Below are 16,412 nucleotides of genomic sequence, written 5' to 3'. Positions count from 1 at the left end.
GCACTGATCCTAGATGCGACAAGAGGGAAATGAGTGATCCTATCGGGTGAAAACGGACACCTCTCCTATGTCGGCCCCGAGCCCTCGAACACCACGATCGGAGCCCCGGCCGCGTGGTCCACGGTGATCTGGAGACGGTCGCGCTCGCCGACCGGGACCGCGAAGACGAAGACCCCGCTCGCCGTGTCTCCCGGGGCCAGCTCGCCCGAGAACCGCTTGACGCCTGGACCACTGAGCTCGACGCCGGGCACCTGGTCGGCTCCGTAGGTCACGTTCACGATCACCGCGCCCAGTGCGGTGGGCGCGGCAGCACCGTTGGTGATCGCCACCGTGACCCGGACCGCCGGCCCGGCCACCTCCCCGGCTCCTTGTCCGGTGCCTTCGACGGCCTCAAGGTCCTGGACGGTCACCGTCAGGCCGGAGTCGACGACCACCGTCTCGTCGAGGGGTACGGGTTCGGCCATCACGAGGACGTCGGTCGGGGCGGTCGGCGGCTCGGCGGGCGACTCTCCCTCGGGTGCGGGCGACTCACCGTCCTGGGGATCGTCCACCGCCGGTTCGGTCGGGGACGCTCCCGGCGACGGCGTCGCCCCTGCCGTGGCCTCGGGGCCGTCGGGGGTGGGCGACGGCGAGCCGACCTCCGAGGGACCACGGTTCGCCGCCCAGATGGCGCCACCAAGACCCAGCACGAGAGCGATCGCGACCAGCCAGATCACCGTGCGACGGCGCCGCGACGGAGAGTGCGTGCCTGGGGTCGACGTGGTGCTCATCAGGGGCCTGCCTTGTCAGAGACGGAGCGAACGGGACGGAGGCCTCGCATCTCACCGAACCACTTCGCCGACGCCAGGACGAGGAACCCCGTCGTGGCGAGGAAGAGGAGGGTGTAGATCACGACGAAGACGTCAGTCAGGCCCAGGACCAGGAAGGACAGGCAGAGGACGCCGTAGTCGGTGGGGACGACCAGCACCGAGCGCACCCACGAGGGGCGGCCCGGACGGTCCTGGGCCACAGACGCGGTGCCCGCCTGCCGGCGCAGCTGCTCGGTGAGGATCATCCCGAAGAAGAGCACGGCCGAGACGATCGCGAAGCCCGCCGGCACGAGGAGCCAGACGTGGTCGACGACGTCGAACCGGTAGAAGCCGACCATGAGGGCGAGCGGCATCGTGACCACCTTGAGGGCGTCGACCATGTGGTCGAGCCACTCGCCGGCCGGACTGCCGCCACCACGGAGCCGTGCCACCTGGCCGTCCGCGGAGTCGAAGGCGTATCCCGTCAGCAGGCAGAAGGTGACCAGGATCCCCGAGCCCAGGGTGGGTGGGACCAGGGCGAGGACGGCGATACCGGCGAACGTGAACACCGCGCTGATCCCGGTGACCGCATCGGGGGTGAGGCCCGCCCGAAAGGCCCAGGCCGCCAGGTAGCGGCCGAGGCGCCGGTTCACGAACCGGGAGTACGCCGGCGCACCACGAGCAGCGGCCTTCTGCGCGCCGGCAAGGCGGGTCAGCACCTCCCGATATCCCCCGTCGACTGTCGTTGCACCCTTGCTCATCGCCCCGCTCCATCCCTGTCCTCGATGCTGCGCGGCCGCTCCACGCTCGCGGGCCGCGGACCCCGGCGGGCCCCGCGAGGCCGACGGACCTCACGCGCCACCAGCTTCTTCGCGAGCGCCTCGTACCCGTCGGACACACTGTCCCAGTCGTAGTCGAGAGCCCGCTCCCGAAGCGCGTCACCCCGCGCCCGGCACCCGGCGCCGTCGGCCTCGGCCTGCTCGACGAGACGCGCGACGTCCTGCGCACCTGAGAAGTACCAGCCGTGCTCCCCGAGCACCTCTCGGTTGAAGGAGACGTCGAAGGCGACGGTGGCCGTGCCGGCACCGATCGCCCTGAGCAGCGACGGGTTCGTCCCGCCGACGGAGTGTCCGTGCAGGTACGTCCTGGCGTTGGCGTAGAGGTGATCGAGCACCTCCTGGTCCCACACCGCACCCAGGAACCGAACACGATCGTCGGCGAGCGAGCGCACCCGGGAGATGTACGCGTCCGCATAGGGTGCGGAGCCGACGACGACCAGGGGCAGGGTCGCGCGACTGTCCCGGTACCCGCGCACCACGACGTCGACGTGGTTCTCCGGCTCGAGACGCGCGACCACGAGGTGGTACTGGTCGGGTTCCAGCCCGAGCTCGACCAGGCGCTGAGAACGGCGCGCGATGATCGGCGCCCCGTAGGAGATCAGCTCGCTCGGCACGCCGAACTCCGCGTCGTAGTAGTCACTGATCCCCTGGGCGTCGGCGATCAGGGCATCGGACCACCGCACCGCCAGGGACTCCGCCGTCCGGTAGTACCGCCGACCCGTACGACCCCACTTCGCCCGCTTCCACTCGAGTCCGTCGACATGGGTGGCGACCGGGATGCGAGCTGCACGCAGGACCGGGAGCCAGGGCGCGTTCGCCGCGTTGAAGACGAACGCGGCGTCGACACGGTGTCCGAGGAGGTGGCCGACCGACAGCCCTGTGTGGCTGAGCGTCTCGAGGGTCCGGGTGCGCAGCGCAGGGAGATGGACGAGCTCCATGCCGAGGTGCTCGGTCGCCCGCGTCCGCTCGTCCGGGTCGGCCCGGCAGTAGACGACGACGGTGTGCCCGCGAGCAACCAGCCGGCGGCCGACCTCTTCGACGCAGGTCTCGAAGCCGCCGTACCGCGCGGGGACTCCCCGAGTTCCGACGAGTGCGATGCGCATGTCACCACCACCAGGTCTTGTCAGCGGGGCTCGGGAGCTCGTAGGTGAGGTCGCGCGGTCGGTCGGCCAGCCTGCGCGCCGGGACCCCCCCGTACAGCGAGAACGGCTCGAGGACCCCGCGGGCGACTGCACCGGCAGCGAGGACGACACCCTCGCCCACCACCGTTCCGGGCAGGACGACGACGCGTGGCCCGAGCCATGCCCGGTCACCGATCCGGACGGGAGCCGTCTCGTAGGCGAAGTCGGGCGAGTCCCACCGGTGCTGGGCCGTCCACACCTGGACACCGGTCGAGAGGTTGACGTCCCGACCGATCTCGAGGCCTCCGCGGGCATCCAGGATGGCGTGGTCGCCGACCTGGGTGCGCGCGCCGATGCTCAGCCTCCGCGCGGCTCGTACCTCGAACCCGTGGTAGACGACCGCGTCGGGGTCGATCGTCGCTCCCAGCGCCCGGAGGGCTCCGACCCGCACGCGATGGTTCGGGACCATGCCGCACATCGACAGGAGTGCCATCTCTGCGGCCGGCCGGCGGCGGCGCAGCGTCGTGACCCAGGCTCGAGTCATCGCTCGCCCCCCGTCCCGCGGCCCGCTCGTCGACCCTCGTGCCGGGAGGCGAGCCTGACAGCCCGCGCGAAGGCGTCCAGATGTGCGGAGCCGATGCTCGACCACTCACGCGCCGAGAGATCAGGGACGGAGCTCGCCGGCCTCTCGCGGGCGTCGCCGAGGGCACGTACGAGGTGCTCGGCAGTCACGGCACCGTCGAACAGGTGGACCCAGTCCCGGCCCACCTCCTCTGCGAGGTCGGCGTTGAGCGGGTTGGCCGGCACGAGGATCGGTCGCCCGAGGGACAGGGCCAGAAGAGCGGCGCTCGAGTTCTGCATGTGACGGTAGGGCAGCACGACGAGCTCCGCCTCACCCACCTCATGCACCAGGGCGGCGTCCGAGACGTGATCCAGCGACAGCCGGATGCGCTGATCGCCGTCTGCGCCGGCACGCACGGCGTCGGCCAGCTGCGCGGTGCTCGGGCGGCCGGCCACGCTCAGGGACAGCCCGTGGTCGACCGGGACTGCTCGGAATGCGGCGACGAGGTCCTCGACCCCCTTGTACGGACGGATCAGGCCGAACGTCAGGACCCGCCCGCGCACGGTCGACGGCACGACGTGCTCGGCGAACCACCCCGCGTAGCCACCGATCGGGATCCGGACGACCGGTCCGGGGCGAGGCGGCTCAGTCACCCCGTTCAGGCAGATCCACAGCGTCGTGCACCGGTCGAGGAGAGCCAGGACCCGGCGCTCGAACCACCCGCGACTCTCGTGGGGCACCTCGTTGTGGAGCGTTCGCACGAGGGCACCCCTGCGCACGCGGAGCCGCACCAGCAGCACGAGGGTCAGCACCATGCCCAGTGCGCTGCGGATCCGCCCGTCGCGACGGAAGATCAGCTCGGGCCAGTGGACGTGCAGCACGTCCCATCGACCGACGAGGGCGGTACGCCAGGTGAACGTCCGGACCGTGGCACCGGCCCCCAGCGACGCGAGGAGCTGGATGAGATAGGGGTTCGTCGTGGGCCGCACCGCATGGAAGGACTGCAGCACGACCAGCGGGCGGTCGCCATCTCCCACCGCCCGGCCGACCTCCCCCGCCGTCGTCACACCGGGCAGGGTCATGATCGCTCGTAGGGCCGCAACGGGTCCCGGGCCGTCCCGGCGGACACCACGTCGACCCCACCGGTCCGGCCGGCGAGCGAGGTCTCAGCCACGAGGACATCGCCTGACAGGTGCTCCGAGAGATGGACGAAGCTCGAGTAGTACGGTGCGATCAGATACCCCGCGCAGGCGAGCAGGTACACGTCGCAGAGTGCGGCGCGGACCCCCTCGACTGAGTTGAACGCCCCCTTGTCACGCTGTCCGACGCACCCCGGGACCGTTGCCACCACCCGCTCCTGGACCTCAGGGACGTCGCACGACACGTAGAACCTCGTCCCGGGCTGATCCCGGGCGATCTCCGTCATCCGGCGCACGAACCACTCGACCGGGGAGGCCTCGCGCGTACGTGCGTGCTGGTTGGCATGCGCGCGGATCATCACGCCGACATAGGGGTGACCGCGCAGGTGCTCGTCGTAGAACGAGGTCACCGCGCGCTGGACCTCGGGGACGAGCTCGAGGGCACGCAGCTCGTCCTGCCAGGGCCGGACCCCAGGGAGCTGCGCCAGCGGGCTCCCCGTGCGGATCTGCCAGACCCGTTCGGTGCGCTTGTCGTCGTCGAGCCAGGTCAGGGTCTCGTCCACGTACGGGTACCACCGGGCCATGGCTCGCGACACCGCCCGCGGGATCGTGGTCCCCTCGAACCTCCACAGGTCAGAGAAGTCCGGGCCGAAGAGCCGACCTGTCGGCCAGACGAAGAGGAACTGCCTCTCCTCGGCCTCGGCGAGAGCCTTGGCGCCCAGGACGACGCGCACCCGGTTTCCCAGGCCCGCGTTGTAGCCGTTGTAGGCGATCAGCGACGGCTCGAGCAACGACCGTGCCCTGGAGGCGAGCATCACAGCGGTGTCAGTTCCCCCTCATGAGAGCGACCGGACGGGCTCCGTGTCGCCGTGCTTCGGTGCATCCTCCCAGGCCCCCGGGCACTTTGTCCGGCTTTGCCGTCAGTTTCACCCGCGCGGTCCAGCCCTCTTTGCCTGGTTCGTCGGTATATTCGCTGCCTGCCACCCGCCATGATCCGCAGGGTGACAGGATCACACCCCGCCACCGTCGGCCGGACCGCCGAAGGACCGGCGGCCATGGGCTCGGCGCTCCGGCGGTACCGATTGCGAGGGGGACCAGCTCGATGCGAGCGCTCGTGCTCTGGGCGGACGACCGCTCGTCCAACCTCGGTGTCCGCGCGCTGGGCGAAGGAGCCCACGCGCTGCTGCAGCAGGCGTGGCCCGAGGTCCAGGTCGAGTTCCAGAGCTTCGGGCGCGGCCCAGCGCCCTTGCCGATCCAAGGCGCACGATCACTGGTCCGCGAGCGCATCACCGGTCGGTTCGGCCTGCAGAAGTGGCTCTCCGGCTTCGACGTCGTGCTCGACATGCGCGCGGGCGACAGCTTCACCGACGCCTACGGCGCAGCGAGACTCACCACGATGTCGACCCTTGCCGAGTGCGCGACCCAGGCCGGGACGCCGGTCGTGCTCGGCCCGCAGACGATCGGCCCGTTCTCGACCGCACGCGGGCGGGCGATCGGCCGGTGGTCGCTCCGACGCGCGCGGCTGGTCATGGCCCGGGACTCGGTCAGCGCCGCGCACGCCGTCGAGCTCGGGCGCGCGGTCGACGCGCTCTCGACGGACGTCGTCTTCGCCCTCCCGGTACCGCAGACACCGCGGACACGTGACGTGCTGCTGAACATCTCGGGCCTGCTCTGGCAGCCCGGCCCGCACGTCGACGCCGAGCGCTACCGGTCGACCGTCGCCGACCTCTACAGGTCCCTGACCGCAGGCGGGCGCCGGGTCGACCTCATGGCGCACGTGCTCCCGTCCTCCTCCCCCGACGACGACGTCCCCGCGATCGACGAGTTCCGCAGCACGATCGCGCCTGATGCCCAGGCCCTGATCCCCGGGTCGCTGACGGAGGCCAGGGAGCTGGTCGCCTCCGCCGAGCTCGTGATCGGCTCACGTATGCACGCGTGTCTCAACGCGCTCTCCGTGGGGACCCCGGCGATCCCGCTGGCCTACTCACGCAAGTTCGCGCCGCTGCTCGACGACCTCGGGTGGCACCACACGGTCGACCTGCGCGTGGACACCGACGCGGCGACGAGCGCGCTGCGCCTGACCGACCGCGACGACCTGGATGACGGGGCGGCGTCGGTCCGCGATCGCGCGCAGGTCCTGCTGCGCCCCGCGGTCGAAGCCCTGCGGGGACTGGGATGACCTCGCGTCGGCTCGACCGGGAGATCGCGCGGGTGGTCGACGGCGGCCTGTGCTCGGGGTGCGGTGCCTGCTGCCAGCTGGACCCTGCCGTCACGATGGAGCTCGACGGCGAGGGGTACTCCCGACCGTGTCGCTCGCACCCCTCGGCATCGACCGAGCGCGAGGACCGCGCCCTGGCACGGCAGTTCCGGTCGGTCTGCCCGGGGGTCGTGGTGCGCGCTCCCGCCCCGCCCGGCTCCGTGAGGCACCCGACGATGGGCCCCGCCCTGGGGGTCTGGGAGGCGTGGGCCGCCGACGAGGACATCCGTCATCGTGGCAGCAGCGGTGGTGTGCTCACCGCACTGGCCGGCTGGCTGGTCGAGGAGGGCGAGGCGGCGTACGTGATCGGCGCAGGGGCCGACGCGGACGACCCTCGCCGCACGGTCAGCGTACGGATCATGAGCCGTGACGAGGCCCTCGCGGCGTCAGGCTCTCGGTACGCACCCGTCTCGACGGCGGCCGCCGTCGGCGCGCTGGACCCGGCCGCCGCTGTGGTCGGCAAGCCGTGCGAGGCGTCCGCACTCCGCTCGCTCGCTTCGGCGCGCGGGGGAGCAGAACCCCTCATCCTCTCGTTCTTCTGCGCGGGAACGCCGAGCCAGCATGCGACCGACGCCCTCGTCGGTTCGCTGGGCGCCCCCGTGGACACCCGGCTCGAGAGCCTGCGCTACCGCGGGAACGGTTGGCCCGGTGACTTCACGGCCCGCACGACCCGAGGGGAGCAGGTGACCATGTCGTACGACGAGTCATGGGGGCGCCACCTCGGGCCCACGGTCCAGTGGCGGTGCAAGGTGTGCGTCGACGGTGTCGGCGAGAGCAGCGACGTGAGTGCCGGCGACTTCTGGCGCACCGATGCGCGCGGGTACCCGGTCTTCGTCGAGGGTGCGGGGGTCAGTGCACTCATCGCCAGGACGCCGCGCGGGCTCGACGTCGTGCGTCGGGCCGTCGAGGCCGGCGTGCTGGTGGCCAGACCTGTCGACATCGACGCCATCGCGGCGGTCCAGCCCCTCCAGCGCACCAGGCGTGAGACGCTCCTGGGGCGGTTGGTCGGGGCCGCCCTCGCGGGCAGGCGCTCACCGCGCTACCGGGGGTTCGGACTGCTCGGCCTCGCCCTCGGCCGCCCCCGGGACGCCATCAGGACTGCGCGTGGGACACGTGCTCGCGTCCGGAGGCTGTCGAGATGAGGCGGCCGCGGGGTCGGAGCGATCGCACACCGGCGCCGGCCCGCGCACCGCTCGGCCTCGGGCACCACGCGGCACGCGGCGCGTTCGTCACCCTGGGCGGTCAGGGACTCCGGATCGTCATCCAGGTGCTCTCGGTAGCACTGCTGGCCCGCGTGCTCTCACCGCAGGACTACGGCCTCATCGCGATGGTCGTGGTGATCGTCGGCGTCGGCGAGATCTTCCGCGACTTCGGTCTGTCCTCGGCAGCGATCCAGGCGCCGACGCTCTCCCGTGAGCAGCGGGACAACCTGTTCTGGATCAACACAGGGATCGGCCTGACCCTTGGCGCGGTCGTGTTCGTCGCGGCGGGAGCGGTGGCCGCGCTCTACGACCAGCCCGAGCTCGTCGGGATCGCACGACTCCTGTCGGTCACCTTCCTGCTCAACGGCATCGCGACCCAGTACCGGGCCGACCTCGTCCGGCACCTCAGGTTCGGCGCGCTCGCCATGGCGGACGTGCTCGCTCCGGTGATCGCCCTCGGGGTCGCGATGGCCTTCGCGGTGGCCGGGTTCGGGTACTGGGCGCTCGTCGCGCAGACCCTCGCCCAGACGACCACCCTTCTCATCGCCTACGCCGTGAGCGCCCGGTGGTTCCCGCGCCTGCCGCACCGAGGGGTCGAGATGCGGGGCTTGCTGCGCTTCGGCTGGCGCCTGGTCGGGACGCAGCTCATCGGTTACGCGAGCAACAACGTCGACTCCTTCGTGATCGGTCTCAGGTTCGGCGCCGGCTCGCTGGGGTTGTACAACCGGGCCTTCCACCTCCTCATGACCCCGCTCAACCAGCTGCGTGCACCGACGACGACCGTGGCCCTCCCGGTCCTGTCCCGCCTCCAGGACGACGACCTGCGCTACGCGGAGTTCATCCGTCGCGGACAGCTGGCGCTGGGATACACCCTCGTCGCGGCGCTCGGGGTCGTCGCCACCGCTGCCGAGCCGATCGTCGAGATCTTCCTGGGTCCGCGGTGGGAGACCGTGGTCCCGCTCCTGCGCCTCCTGGCGGTCGCGGGCATCTTCCAGACCCTGTCCTACGTGGGCTACTGGATCTACCTCTCGCGCAACCTCACCGGAGACCTGCTTCGTTACACCATGGTGACGGCAGCCATCAAGGTGGTCTGCATCCTCGTCGGGAGCACCTGGGGGGTGATCGGGGTCGCCGCAGGGTACGCGGTCGCCCCTGCGCTGGCCTGGCCCTTGTCGTTGTGGTGGCTCTCACGACGCACCGTGATCCCTACCCGAGCGCTCATGACCGGAGCCCTGCGGATCCTCGCCGTCGTGGCCTGCGCGGCCGGTGTCGCAGCGGTCGTGGACCTGACGCTCGTCGCGCACCCTGCGCCGCTCCGCCTCGCGGTGACCGCGGTCACGACGGTGGCGGTCTACGCGCTCGGGGGGCTCGTGCTCCCACCCCTGCGCAGGGACATCAGCGGCGTGCTCGCCATCGCACGGCTCGGGGCCTCACGTGGGGCACTCCTGTGACGCGGTCGATGGACGACGGGCTCGCGTCCCGCCTGGGCCTCGTGGTGGTGAACTACGGCTCCCACGCGCTCGTCGAGAGGAACCTCGCCACGCTCGACCTCGCCGGCCTCGACACGCACGTCGTCGTCGTCGACAACCGGTCCACCGACGAGGAGCGGGATGCGATCGGCCACGTCGGCAGGTCCCATGGCTGGGAGGTCGTCCCCCTCGCCACCAACGTCGGCTTCGGAGCCGCGATGAACGTCGGTGTCGACCGTGCCCTCGCGAGCGACTGCACCGCGCTCGTGCTGCTCAACCCGGACCTGCGGATCGACGTCGCCGTTCTGCGGAGCCTCGTCGACGCCTGCCGTCGGGATCCGGGAGCGATGGTCAGCCCTCGCATCCTGCGGACCGACGGCTCGGTCTGGTTCGCCGGCGGCGAGGTCCGCCTCCGGGACGGACGCACGGTGACGACGGGAGCGAGCTCCGCTGGTCGCACGGGCTGGCTGTCGGGGGCCTGCCTGGCTGTCAGCGCCGAGCTCTGGACCCGTGTGGGCGGGTTCGACCCCGAGTACTTCCTCTACTGGGAGGACGTCGACCTGAGCTGGCGGTGCACCCGGGCCGGCGGGCGGCTCTCGGTTCGTCCCGACCTCGACGCCGTGCACGACGTCGGCGGGACCCAGGGCCCGGGGAAGTCCCTGCTCTACTACCGCTACAACGTCCGGAACAGGCTCGTCTTCGCTGCCAAGCACCTCGACGGACGCCATCAGATCGCCTGGGTGCTCCGGTCGCCCGCGTTCGCTCGCACGGTGCTGCGCCGGGGTGGGCTCAGAGGTCCGCGGTACCGGCATCTCGCCCCGATCTGGGCAGTCGCCGCCGGCACGCTCGAAGGCCTGTGGTTCGTCATACGCCACGGCTCCCGTCAGGCGCGGTCGCAGCGTGACGTTGCCCACATCGCCCCCTGACCCACCTCGCCTGATGGGACACGGGGTGGACAGCATTCACCCGTTTGGCCCTATAGTCCTGCCTGGCGGATGAAGTTCACCCGGTTCAGGCTCTCGCCTTCCGGGCTGCCGAATGATATGCGACCTGAGGACGTCCGCTCGATGCCGCCTCCAGGTCCGCCCGCCCACCCGCAGGATGACGCCCTGGAGGAGACCACGTGCGAGCACGCACCACCTGGAACCGCGCCCGTCTGCAGCATGGCCTCATACTCGCGGTCGCATGCGCTCTCACGGGCGGTGCCACCGCCCCGGCCGATCTCGCAGCGGCCACTCCCAGGGAGGTGACGCTCGCGGCTCCTGGTGTCAGCGAGCTCGGTGCCCGCACCATGGTCCAGCCACCGGTCCCGACGGACACGGTCCGCGTCGATCTCGCATCTCCTCCCCCTACGACACCCCTGAGTCTTGGCAGCGGAACCGGCCGCACGATCAGGCTCGCCGACGTTCCCGGCGGCGCGAGCACCGCGTCACTCACGGTGACACCCCTGGGGCCATCCCCCGCATCTCTCGAGGTGTGTCCAGCCGGCGCAGCCGCACCGGGTACCTGCGCGCGAGTGGACCTCTCGGGCGCCGGGTTCGCCCCGGCCTCCTTCTCGGTCCCTCTCGGTGGTGCTCGCGGAGATGCCGTGCACGTCCAGAGCCTGTCCGGCGACGTGCAGGCCAACCTGGACGTGGCAGGCTTCCATGTCCACGGCCTCGGTGACGCCGACGGCGGCGTCTTCACGAGCATCCCTGCCGTCGCCGTCGCTTCACGCACCATCGCACCGCGGGAGTCGGCGGTCCTGTCCGTGGGCGAGCCGCCGGCCGGCGCTATCGCCGTCTCCGTCCGCCTCGCCGGACACGGAGCATGGCGCGACACCGCCGTCTACGCCTGCCCGACGCCCGAGACCACCGCGACCTGCGACGAGGAGCCCGTCCTGGATGTCAGGGCGCAGACCCGGGCCCTGGCGACGGTGGCCGTGCCTCTCCGTGACGGCGGTGACATCACCTTGTTCAACACCGAGGCGAGCGTCCGGATCCATCCCCGGGTCACCGGGTACTTCGTGGCGCGGACCTCCGACGGTGTCGAGGCGGACGCCAGGCCCGAGGCAGCCACCTCTCCGCCCTCGGACGTCGCACCCTCCTGGGCTCCCCCAGCGGACATCGAGAAGGCCGAGCCTGACCCCGCTCCCACGGAGCCCGCTCCAGCGCCGATCACGGACACGCCTGCGGCCGAGGCCCCCGCTCCGGAGCCCTCTCCCACACCGGCTCCTGCTCCAGCCCCGGCTCCGGCTCCGGCTCCGGCTCCGGCTGGTCAGCCCGGACCCGGCAACACCGGCGTGCCGACCGGCACTCATCTCACCCGCCACGACGGCGACCTGACCATCACCACCCCCGACACCGTCATCGACGGTCTCGACATCCGCGGGTTCGTCCAGGTCAACGCCTCCAACGTCACCATCAAGAACTCCATCGTGCGCGGAGGCCCCACCACCCACGGCCGGGGTCTGGTCGCGGTCGGCTCACCCCACCACAGCGTCCTGATCGAGGACAGCGAGCTCGCCCCCCTGACCGCCCACCCCAACATCGACGGCTTGCGCGGCATGAACATCACCGCCCGCCGCGTCAACATCCACAACGTCATCGACTCCGTGCACATCCGCGGCAACAACGTCACCATCGAGAACTCCTGGCTGCACGACAACGCTCACTTCACCTCAGACCCCAACTGGAACGGTGGCCCCAGCCACGACGACAACATCCAGATCCAGGCGGGCAGCAACCTCACCTTCACCGGCAACACGATCAACGGATCCAAGAACGCCGCCATCATGCTCACCCAGGACGCCGGAGCCGTCTCCAACGTCCGCATCACCGGCAACTGGATCGACAACGGCGCATGCTCGATCAACATCAAGGCAGCATCCGACGCTCCCCGCAATCTCGCGATCACCGACAACACCTTCGGCCGCAACACCCGCCACGCAGGATGCGCGATCGTGGCACCCAGGGCGTTCACGTTCGACGTCGGGGGAAACAGGTTCGACGACGGCGCCGTGGTGTCCGTCAGGACGGGCTGACCCAGCGCGTCCTGATCGCTGCCGCGGCCTGGCGTGCTGCCACTCGTCACCTCGCCGTTCCCGCGACCCTCTGCGTCCCTCGTCGGGCATCACGGCTCCGTGCACACCAGCCGCGCGGCTGCTCATGGCCGGCGGCCATGCGCACTGACCACGCTCGCCCGAAGGGAGGTGGAGGCGCCGAGGGACTCACAGCACGATCACAGCACTGACCCGCACGGTGTCGCGCAGCCTCGCCTCTCGGGTCAGGTCGATACGGCCCCCGCGCGCGCGCCAGATCTCCTCCGGGCGGACTCTTTATCGGTGTGCAGGACCTCCGACAAGCCGCGTTCGGGTGAACCTCGATGCGCTATGTCTGGACTGTCCGAATAGTCCTTGTGACGTTCGGCACAGGCCTGGATTTCTCGGTTCGCAAGCACCTAGTGTTCTGGCTGCCCCCGTAGGGGCCCGAGTCACCAGCCGCTCCCGAGTGGAGCAGCGAACGGACATCCCCGCCAAGTTCGGGAGAATCCGGGCTCATGCCAGAGCATCCTCATGCCGATATCGACACGAGGACGTTGACGACAAAGGCAAACCCGTCGAGAGGCGGGGACGCAAAGCTATGGGACCCCACAGGGTCAGCCAAGCTACCGAATCACGGAGCAGAAGTGACACAGACAGAATTCCGGGTCGCGCGCAGCGCCCCTCTCACCGCAACACCCCCCACCGCTCGCCGGACCCCCACTCTGGCCGGGCGTCGACTGGCCGCTGCAGGGCTGAGCGCTCTCCTGCTGGGTGTGCTCGCCGTCCCGGCGGCCCACGCACAGACCGGGCCCGCGACCGCCACCCGCGTGGTGACCTCGTCCACCGACGCCACCACGCTCTACGTCGCGAGCGTCTACCAGCACCTCTTCAAGCGGTCTCCTGACGCTGGCGGTCTGTCTACCTGGACGCAGCACCTGCGCGCCGGATCTCCGCGGGTCAGCGTCGCCAACGCGATCACGTACAGTGCCGAGTACCGCAGCAACCTGATCACCGCGTCTTACCGGAAGTACCTCGGCCGAGCCCCGGACGCCAAGGGCCTTCAGGACTGGCTCGATGCGATGAGTCGAGGGTTGACGATCCAGCAGATGGAGTCAGGCTTCGTCGCCTCGGACGAGTACTACCTGAGGGTCGACAAGCAGCCCTCCCGCTGGGTGGCCAAGCTCTACCGCGACGTACTGGGTCGATCGGCCAGCAGCCAAGAAGTCGCGCACTGGACCAACCAGCTGAACGGTGGTGCCAGTCGCTACAACGTCGCGCTGGGCTTCCTCCTCTCGTCCGAGCACCTCGCCACCGTCATCAACAGTCACTACGAGTCGCTGCTCGGCCGTGGTATCGACCCGACCGGGCGGACGAACTGGGTACGAGCGATCCAGACAGGATCCCGGGTCGAGGCCGTCATCGGCGGGATCATCGCGAGTGACGAGTACTACGGTCGCGCAACCGCCTCGGCCGTGAAGCCGTCAGCCCCGCTGCCGGCACCTGCACCCGCACCTGCACCTGCACCCGCACCCGCTCCGGCGCCGGGTGCGGCCAAGCCTGGTCCCACCAACACCGGGGTCCCGGCAGGCACCTCACTCAGGGTCCACAACGGTGACCTGACGATCACCACGCCAGGAACCGTCATCAACGGCCTGGACATCCGCGGGTTCGTCCAGGTCAAGGCGGCCAACGTCACCATCAAGAACTCCATCGTGCGCGGAGGCCCCACCACCTTCGGCCGGGGTCTGGTCGCGGTCGGCTCGGCCAGCCACAACGTCCTCATCGAGGACAGCGAGCTCGCCCCCTTCACCGCCCACCCCAACATCGACGGCTTGCGCGGCATGAACATCACCGCCCGCCGCGTCAACATCCACAACGTCATCGACTCCGTGCACATCCGCGGCAACAACGTCACCATCGAGAACTCCTGGCTGCACGACAACGCTCACTTCACCTCAGACCCCAACTGGAACGGTGGCCCCAGCCACGACGACAACATCCAGATCCAGGCGGGCAGCAACCTCACCTTCACCGGCAACACGATCAACGGATCCAAGAACGCCGCCATCATGCTCACCCAGGACGCCGGAGCCGTCTCCAACGTCCGCATCACCGGCAACTGGATCGACAACGGCGCATGCTCGATCAACATCGGCGCGAAGGGCACCAGTCCCGCCAACCTCGCGATCACCGGGAACACCTTCGGCCGCGCCACCAAGCACAAGGACTGCGCGATCATCGCGCCCGAGGCCTTCACGTTCGACTCGTCGAAGAACGTCTACACCGACGGTGTGGCCGTGGTCCGCAAGCGAGGCTGACCCCGTCCGTCGATCGCAGGAGTGCGGGATCCCACAACGCTCGGGGTCCCGCACTCCTGCGTCGGTCAGTAGGCCCCCGAGCCCCGCAGCACGGCCCGTGCCGTCTTCCACAGGATCTCCAGGTCCATCGCGACCGACCAGTTGTCGACGTAGCGCAGGTCGAGGCGGACCGACTCCTCCCAGCTGAGGTCGGACCGACCGGACACCTGCCAGAGCCCCGTGAGACCCGGCTTGACCCGTAGCCGACGGTGGACGGCATCCTCGTAGACGGCGACCTCCTCGGCGAGGGGCGGCCGCGGGCCGACGAGCGACATGTCGCCCTTGACGACGTTGGCGAGCTGCGGCAGCTCGTCGAGCGAGAACCGGCGCAGCACCCGACCGACCGGGGTGACGCGAGGGTCGGCACGCATCTTGAACAACGCCCCGTCGGCCTCGTTGAGGTCGGCGAGCTCGGCCTTCCGAGCGGCGGCGTCGACGTACATGCTGCGGATCTTCCACATGGTGAAGGTCGCACCGTCGACCCCCACACGCGTCTGCGGGTAGAACGGCGAGCCTGGGGACGTGAGCCGGACGGCCAGTGCCGCTCCGGCGATGACCGGCGCGGCCATCAGCAGCAGGACCAGGCCTGCGGTGCGGTCGAGCGCGGCCTTGGCGATCATGCGCCGGCGAGGCGATCCGACCTCCACAGCCAGCAGGGACAGCCCTGCCGTCGGGCGAAGGGTGAGGCGGGGGCTGGTCACCTCCACGATGTCGGGGGCGACGATCAGCTGTGCCCCGGCGCGGTCGAGCGCCCAGGTGAGCCGACGCAGGCCCTCGCCGCTGATGCTCGTCCCCGCCACCACGACGACGTCGACCGCACGGTCGGCCACGACCTGCGGGATGTCGGCCAGTGCGCCGACCACCGGGACGTCCGGGAACGGTGAGGGCTCATCGATGCTGCTCAGGCACACGCCCGAGACCTGGTAGCCGTGGTAGGGCGCCGCTGCGAGGTCGCCGACCACCCGTGCCACCGCGTGGTAGTCACCCACCACCAGCGTGCTCATCATCGCCTGACCGTGCGAACGCTCCCGGTGCAGGAACCTGCGGTGCGTGTAGCGACCCAGGCTTGCCAGCAGCACCACGGCGGGCGTCCCGAGGAAGACCACGGTCCGCGAGATCTCGGTCTGGAACGCGTAGCTCAACGTCATCAGCACCGCCGCGGACATCACGCCCGCGCGGATGATCGCCTGGAACTCGGCGGGTCCGTCGCCGAGCGTCTTGGTCTCGTAGCCCCGCGCGACGGCGACCAGGACCACGAAGCCCACCGAGGCGAGCAGCACGGTGCCCAGCGCCTCGACACCGCGCCCCAGGCTCGTCCAGGCGAGACCCGCTCCGACGGCGACGGTGGCCAAGGCGTCGACGACCACCACGCGACGCTGGTAACCCAGGGCGACCTTCGCCCAGTGGCCGGCTCGGGCGGCCTGGTCGTTGAACGGCGTGCTGCGCGGCACGAAGGGCTGCGCGGACGCCCACGATCGCCGCGGCTCCACGGCACGGGCACGCCGGTCGTCGTCGTTGGCCCACTCGAGACCGCGCTCAGCCGCCAGTGTCATGCCCCACCCCCGGTTCCATCCGGATCCCGAGGCTATACCTGATGTTCTGTCCCGGTTGTCCAAAGTGTCGGATTTCACCCGCTTGGTCCATGGATCGCCGGTG

At 70.4% G+C, this 16,412-nt stretch carries 13 protein-coding genes and 1 riboswitch; of the genes, 6 read left to right on the top strand and 7 right to left on the bottom strand.

The window, feature by feature from the left end; genetic code table 11:
- Positions 1-65: 65 nt before the first annotated feature.
- From M1R94_RS09750 to M1R94_RS09725, 6 genes are read right to left on the bottom strand one after another with little or no spacing between them, the layout of a single operon-like run.
- On the bottom strand, positions 66-770 hold the full coding sequence (locus M1R94_RS09750) for a DUF4352 domain-containing protein (RefSeq protein ID WP_249381499.1): 705 nt from the start codon (positions 768-770) through the stop codon (positions 66-68).
- On the bottom strand, positions 770-1,549 hold the full coding sequence (locus M1R94_RS09745; protein ID WP_249381498.1) for a CDP-alcohol phosphatidyltransferase family protein: 780 nt from the start codon (positions 1,547-1,549) through the stop codon (positions 770-772). Before M1R94_RS09745 ends, M1R94_RS09750 begins: the two co-directional genes overlap by 1 nt.
- On the bottom strand, positions 1,546-2,730 hold the full coding sequence (locus tag M1R94_RS09740) for a DUF1972 domain-containing protein (RefSeq protein ID WP_249381497.1): 1,185 nt from the start codon (positions 2,728-2,730) through the stop codon (positions 1,546-1,548). The genes M1R94_RS09745 and M1R94_RS09740 overlap by 4 nt, the downstream gene beginning before the upstream one ends.
- A gap of 1 nt (position 2,731) precedes the next feature.
- Complete coding sequence (locus M1R94_RS09735) at positions 2,732-3,292, bottom strand: acyltransferase (RefSeq protein WP_249381496.1); 561 nt, start codon at positions 3,290-3,292, stop codon at positions 2,732-2,734.
- Entirely contained in the window at positions 3,289-4,392 is a 1,104-nt protein-coding gene (locus M1R94_RS09730) for a glycosyltransferase family protein (RefSeq protein WP_249381495.1), read from the bottom strand. Before M1R94_RS09730 ends, M1R94_RS09735 begins: the two co-directional genes overlap by 4 nt.
- Positions 4,389-5,264, bottom strand: coding sequence for an O-fucosyltransferase family protein (locus M1R94_RS09725; protein ID WP_249381494.1), 876 nt, complete (start codon positions 5,262-5,264; stop codon positions 4,389-4,391). Before M1R94_RS09725 ends, M1R94_RS09730 begins: the two co-directional genes overlap by 4 nt.
- Positions 5,265-5,551: 287 nt before the next feature.
- Between M1R94_RS09725 and M1R94_RS09720 the strand changes: the two genes are divergently transcribed.
- The 6 genes from M1R94_RS09720 to M1R94_RS09695 all read left to right on the top strand — a co-directional run bounded on the left by M1R94_RS09720 (position 5,552) and on the right by M1R94_RS09695 (position 14,717).
- Entirely contained in the window at positions 5,552-6,628 is a 1,077-nt protein-coding gene (locus tag M1R94_RS09720) for a polysaccharide pyruvyl transferase family protein (protein ID WP_249381493.1), read from the top strand.
- On the top strand, positions 6,625-7,848 hold the full coding sequence (locus tag M1R94_RS09715; protein ID WP_249381492.1) for a Coenzyme F420 hydrogenase/dehydrogenase, beta subunit C-terminal domain: 1,224 nt from the start codon (positions 6,625-6,627) through the stop codon (positions 7,846-7,848). Before M1R94_RS09720 ends, M1R94_RS09715 begins: the two co-directional genes overlap by 4 nt.
- Positions 7,845-9,359 carry a lipopolysaccharide biosynthesis protein gene (locus M1R94_RS09710; protein ID WP_249381491.1) on the top strand — a complete coding sequence of 505 codons (1,515 nt, stop codon included), beginning with the start codon at positions 7,845-7,847 and terminating at the stop codon, positions 9,357-9,359. The genes M1R94_RS09715 and M1R94_RS09710 overlap by 4 nt, the downstream gene beginning before the upstream one ends.
- Positions 9,356-10,303, top strand: coding sequence for a glycosyltransferase family 2 protein (locus M1R94_RS09705; RefSeq protein ID WP_249381490.1), 948 nt, complete (start codon positions 9,356-9,358; stop codon positions 10,301-10,303). Before M1R94_RS09710 ends, M1R94_RS09705 begins: the two co-directional genes overlap by 4 nt.
- A gap of 662 nt (positions 10,304-10,965) precedes the next feature.
- Complete coding sequence (locus M1R94_RS09700; RefSeq protein WP_249381489.1) at positions 10,966-12,399, top strand: right-handed parallel beta-helix repeat-containing protein; 1,434 nt, start codon at positions 10,966-10,968, stop codon at positions 12,397-12,399.
- A gap of 555 nt (positions 12,400-12,954) precedes the next feature.
- Positions 12,955-13,030, top strand: a riboswitch (cyclic di-GMP riboswitch).
- A 13-nt stretch (positions 13,031-13,043) separates the two neighbouring features.
- The gene (locus tag M1R94_RS09695) at positions 13,044-14,717 is read left to right on the top strand and encodes a DUF4214 domain-containing protein (RefSeq protein ID WP_249381488.1); all 1,674 of its coding nucleotides are present in this window, start codon (positions 13,044-13,046) and stop codon (positions 14,715-14,717) included.
- 65 nt (positions 14,718-14,782) lie between these two features.
- Here the strand turns inward: M1R94_RS09695 and M1R94_RS09690 are convergent, their stop codons facing one another.
- Positions 14,783-16,309, bottom strand: coding sequence for a sugar transferase (locus tag M1R94_RS09690; protein WP_249381487.1), 1,527 nt, complete (start codon positions 16,307-16,309; stop codon positions 14,783-14,785).
- Positions 16,310-16,412 lie beyond the last annotated feature (103 nt).

The organism is Actinotalea alkalitolerans (genome assembly GCF_023369855.1).
GTDB lineage: Bacteria > Actinomycetota > Actinomycetes > Actinomycetales > Cellulomonadaceae > Actinotalea.
Note: the sequence above shows the minus strand (reverse complement) of the source record. Positions and strands in the feature narration are given on the sequence as shown.